The 4,577-nt window shown below is 42.1% G+C and carries 6 protein-coding genes and 1 pseudogene; all 7 read right to left on the bottom strand.

Annotated elements, in window-relative coordinates:
- Nucleotides 1–198 (bottom strand): hypothetical protein (locus IQ229_RS14055; protein WP_194044671.1); only part of this gene is annotated, 198 nt, incomplete at its 3' end.
- A gap of 75 nt (nt 199–273) precedes the next feature.
- The gene (locus IQ229_RS24705) at nt 274–1,077 is read right to left on the bottom strand and encodes a sensor histidine kinase (protein ID WP_194044669.1); all 804 of its coding nucleotides are present in this window, start codon (nt 1,075–1,077) and stop codon (nt 274–276) included.
- Entirely contained in the window at nt 1,053–2,081 is a 1,029-nt protein-coding gene (locus IQ229_RS24700) for a response regulator (RefSeq protein ID WP_194044667.1), read from the bottom strand. The genes IQ229_RS24705 and IQ229_RS24700 overlap by 25 nt, the downstream gene beginning before the upstream one ends.
- A gap of 65 nt (nt 2,082–2,146) precedes the next feature.
- Nucleotides 2,147–2,875 (bottom strand): response regulator, encoded by a 729-nt coding sequence (locus IQ229_RS14040; protein ID WP_322743986.1) that lies wholly within the window; start codon nt 2,873–2,875, stop codon nt 2,147–2,149.
- Nucleotides 2,842–3,282 (bottom strand): HAMP domain-containing protein, encoded by a 441-nt coding sequence (locus tag IQ229_RS14035; protein ID WP_194044665.1) that lies wholly within the window; start codon nt 3,280–3,282, stop codon nt 2,842–2,844. The genes IQ229_RS14040 and IQ229_RS14035 overlap by 34 nt, the downstream gene beginning before the upstream one ends.
- Nucleotides 3,283–3,417: 135 nt before the next feature.
- Nucleotides 3,418–3,675 (bottom strand): hypothetical protein, encoded by a 258-nt coding sequence (locus IQ229_RS14030; RefSeq protein WP_228013458.1) that lies wholly within the window; start codon nt 3,673–3,675, stop codon nt 3,418–3,420.
- Between the two features lie 123 nt (nt 3,676–3,798).
- Nucleotides 3,799–4,577: pseudogene (locus IQ229_RS14025) on the bottom strand (ABC transporter substrate-binding protein); the annotation flags it as partial.

Here is a 4,577-nt window from a genome sequence, read left to right as displayed (position 1 = left end):
GTTAAGATTTTTGGCAATAGTGTACTGATTACGAAACGACAAAAGTTCGCTGAAACTCGGATAAGGATTTTTCAGTAGTTTAATCACTACTCTTAATGAGTCAGTTTCTCGATATCCTCGATAAACCAGCGTTCTAGAACCATTGTAGAGTTCTTCGCTAACCTTGTATCCGGGAATATTGACAAGAGTGCTAACCATACTGCTAAATCTTTAAGACTTCCAGATTTAGTGTTCCCAGAATATATAAAGTTATTTATAAAGAAGAGCAAAAATTTACGCTGGAATTTCAATGAGAAACTCTGTACCTTCACCTAGAACTGAGTTAAAACTCAGTTTTCCGCCGTGGGTTTCTTCAACTATTTGACGAGCGATCGCGAGTCCCAATCCTGTACCTTTACCAACAGATTTTGTAGTAAATAAATGGTCAAATACTTTTAATTTTATTTGTTCATTCATTCCCTTACCATTATCTTTAATTGTAATAATTATTTTTTGCTGACTTTCACTAATTTTAGTAATAATTGTGATGCACTTGGGATTATTTTTCATCTCTTCAAAACTGCGTCCAATATTTGACTCTTCCAAAGCATCAATAGCATTTGCTAGAATATTCATAAATACCTGATTCAACTGTCCAGCATAGCATTCTACTAATGGTAGCTGACCATATTCTTTGATAACTTGAATTTCTGGGTGAGTTTCTGAAGCTTTGAGACGATGTTTAAGAATTAAGATAGTACTGTCGATGCCATCATGAATGTTGCAAGCAATAGGGCGATCGCTATCAGCACGAGAGAAGGTTCGTAAGGAAGTACTAATATCCCGAATTCGCTTCACACCTTCTTGCATAGAACCCACTAACTTCGGTAAGTCTTCGCGGATATAATCGAGGTCAATTGCTTCGATTTCGTCTTTAATTATTCCACTGGGATGAGAATATTCCTGTTGATACAAATCAATTAAGCCAAATATATCCTTGATATAATCTAAGGCAGGTTGAATATTGCCGCCCAGGAAGCCAACAGGGTTATTAATTTCATGTGCCACCCCCGCTACAAGGTTTCCCAGCGCCGACATTTTTTCACTTTGCACCAATTCACTTGGGTGCCTTGAAGTTCTGCTAGTGCTTCTTCTAAATTTTGTTTTTGTTGTTTGAGTTCTTCTTGTGCCAGTTGACGTTCGGTAATGTCTTCTGCCACGAATAAAATGCCAAACACATTTCCCTTGGCATCGCGTAAAGGCATCTTGCTCGTATCCAACCAAATTTGCTGACCATCCGCCCGTTGCCATTGTTCAGTTATGTGGAGTTCTGCTTGACCAGACTCCATGATGCGGCGATCGCACACACGATACCAATCGGATTGTTCTTTGTTTATCAGTAAGTCATAATCATTTTTACCCACAATTTCATCTGGTGAACTTAAGTTTAGTACATTAGCCAAACTTTGATTACAGCCCAAATAAACTGAATTGATATCTTTCCAGCCTACCCAGTGGGGAATAGTATCAAATACTAAGCGCATCAATTGTTGAGTTTGCTTGAGAGTTTCAATCGATGCAAATAGTTCCTGAGTTCGTTCAGTAACTCGTTGCTCTAGTTGCTCAGTAAGTTTTTGCAGTTCTGTATTTCTGGCTTCAAGAGACTGGCTCAATTGGTTAAGCTTTAAGTGAGTTCGCACTCGTGCTAAAACTTCACCTTGTTGAAACGGTTTGGTGATGTAGTCAATGGCTCCTAATTCAAAGCCTGTGACTTTATTCACCGATTCAGAAAGGGCGGTGATAAAGATAATCGGAATATTTCGGGTTTTCAGATTGGCTTTGATGTGCTGACAAGTTTCAAAGCCATTCATCCCCGACATCATCACATCCAGTAAAATCAAGGACACTGGAGTATGTTCCAATTGCTGTAGCGCACTTTCACCACTGGTGGCGATCGCAACTTCAAAACCAGCTTGGGCTAAGGTGTCTGAAAGCACCTTTAAGTTATTTGGCACATCATCGACAATCAGGATAATGCCATTGTCAAAGACGTTGGTAACAGGATTGTTAAATGTAATGGAATTACTAGAGAATGCTGTCATAGCAAAGATGGGGATTGGGATTACAAGAATTCTTTTCTAGTGTCATAGTGGTCAGTTACCTTCGATTAGTGAAGATACTGTTCAATGAATGCTCGGATTTTTTCAGTCTGGAAATTATCTGCATACTCACGTATCGCTTTAACAAATGGTTGGTATCGCTCATCTGTTTTTTCCAAAATTTTTAGCTGTTGCTCAATGGCCATCAAGCGTCCCTGCAACGTCAATGTGTGCAACTGCGACAAAACCACCTCGGTTGGGGGAACAATGTCATCTGGGGTGGATGAAGATATTGCCTCTGAGTTGGCTGTCATTGCCTCCACAGCAGTGGAGTTTTGGTCATAAATCCATTTCAGATTCAGGTATTTTTCCAACAACTTCAGCAGCGCTGGGGCTTCTACAGGCTTGGGTAAAAACGCATCGGCTCCAGCTGCGATACTCTCATTTTGGTTACTTTCAAATACACTAGCTGAAGAGGCGATCGCTGGAACATTCTGCAACTCAGGAATCTGTCGCAACTGTCGCAGCATCTCGCAACCATCCATTTCTGGCATCATCAAGTCTGTAATAATCAGGTCAGGATGAATCTCCTTGGCCTTGTCCAATCCTTCTCGACCATTGCTGACATCAATCACTGCAAAACCCAAAGGTTCCAGTAGACTAACTAAAACCGAGCGATTCTCCCAGCGGTCATCGACTACCAGCACTTGGCGCTTACTGCCTTCAAATCCGACAATCTTGCCTTGCTTAGTTGTTCGCAGACTTACTGCCCATTCTTGAGCTTCGGGAAGTTCCACCTCAAACCAGAAGATGCGGAGAGTTCTCCAAGTTCATCGGTGCGATTGCTCGGTAGAATCGCATTCCAATTCCCCGTTTCTAATTGCTTGGCGGCGCTATTGAGTTGTAAAATTGGTAGCACTACCAGCGATCGCGATAGCCAACCCACTAAAAATACAGTCAATAACAACACAGCCAAAAAAGTTACTAGAGCAAATCCGGCAGCCCTAATTTCTTGGCGCACTACAGAACTTGCGTCTAATTCAACCACCAAGAATCCATTTATCCAACCCTGGAGATTGGTAATTGGGGCATAACCGTAAAGAATGGTTTCGCCATTTGCAGTTTTGTGAAATTCCTGCTCAACAAGGGGTGCATTGTGGGCAACGGCTGCATACAAAGCATCTAAAGACTTTGTGTAATCCATGCCAATCAATACAGTTTTGTCTCGGTCGGCAGGATCATAGTTTAAGACATAGATAAACTTTTTATTTGATTGCTGGCGTACCGTATAAATACGCTTAATATCTTTACTGGTTGCTTGAATAGCTACAAGTCTATCTTAATTAATTTTATAAAAGGCTGAGGTGCGTAGGCGCAGCCCGTCGTAGACATCGCTTCGCTGGAGAACCAATCCATGATAATCGCTGTCGATTTGTGGAACTGCCAGACTAACAATCGCCAAAAGCTGATTACGGATTGCCTGCCGTTGACTAGAATACAATTGCCAGTACATTCCCGAAGCAATTGTCCCTGCCATCACCACGATTAGCACTGAATAAGAAGCAATAATTTTTGTGCTGAGGTTCCAATTTCGCACTGTGTGGCTCCTTTTACAGCCCCAAACTACTGAGATGGACAATGCATTGTTAGTCACTTTCAATGTTATTTTTGCCCAATTATTTCTAAGATGCCCACTTCACCTGTCAAATGAACAGTTGGACTAAGGATTAGAGATTTCTTTCGCTGTCGTATTTATGGGGTTTAGCCCAAGGGTGGCGCGGTAAGCGGCGCGTTGAGACTCCAGCCCTACTTTGTTAGTAATCTGTTCCCATTTTTGTTCAATCTGCTGCATTGCCTGCTCGGTTGTAATTTTGTTCCCTAAGAACTTAGATACAACGTCATCAAGAACTTCAAATTGATATTGTTGATTATGGGGAATGGTCAAACTCAAAACCATATTGGGACTATTCAAGCTGATGCCAAGCGCTGCGAGATAGTTGTTGGCTGCTTCAGACGACATCCCAGATTTAATCCAGGGATCTGAGTTTTTAAATTGCGAAATTCGGTAGGGGTTGAAGCCCGTTGCCCCAATCGTCACATCCACGTTAGCCTGAGCAGGCTGACTCATGTAAGAGAAAAACGCGTATGCCGCATCCTTCACTTTTGGTGCAGCCTTGGCATAAATTACACTTGTCCAACCGATATTGGCGGCGTAGGGTGCGTGATTGACATTATCAATGGCGTAAGGACAGGTAAACTTATCGCAGGCAACCAATTTATTAGTCTTGCGATCAAGTACTTGAGTACTGCCTGGAGTGACCACAGCCCCTACTTTATCCATTACTTTAGACACGGATCGATCGATGGCTAAGGGCCCATCCTGAGTAATTATGTTAATTGTTACACCGTCAAAGCGTTGTCCAGTCGGGTTGATCTGGGTGGGTTGAGGAGATGAAGCTGTTTGAGAATTGGGCGGGGAAAAACTGCAACCTGGAACCC

This window comes from Nostoc cf. edaphicum LEGE 07299, from assembly GCF_015207245.1.
GTDB lineage: Bacteria > Cyanobacteriota > Cyanobacteriia > Cyanobacteriales > Nostocaceae > Nostoc > Nostoc edaphicum_B.
This window is presented reverse-complemented; position numbering and strand designations above follow the sequence as displayed.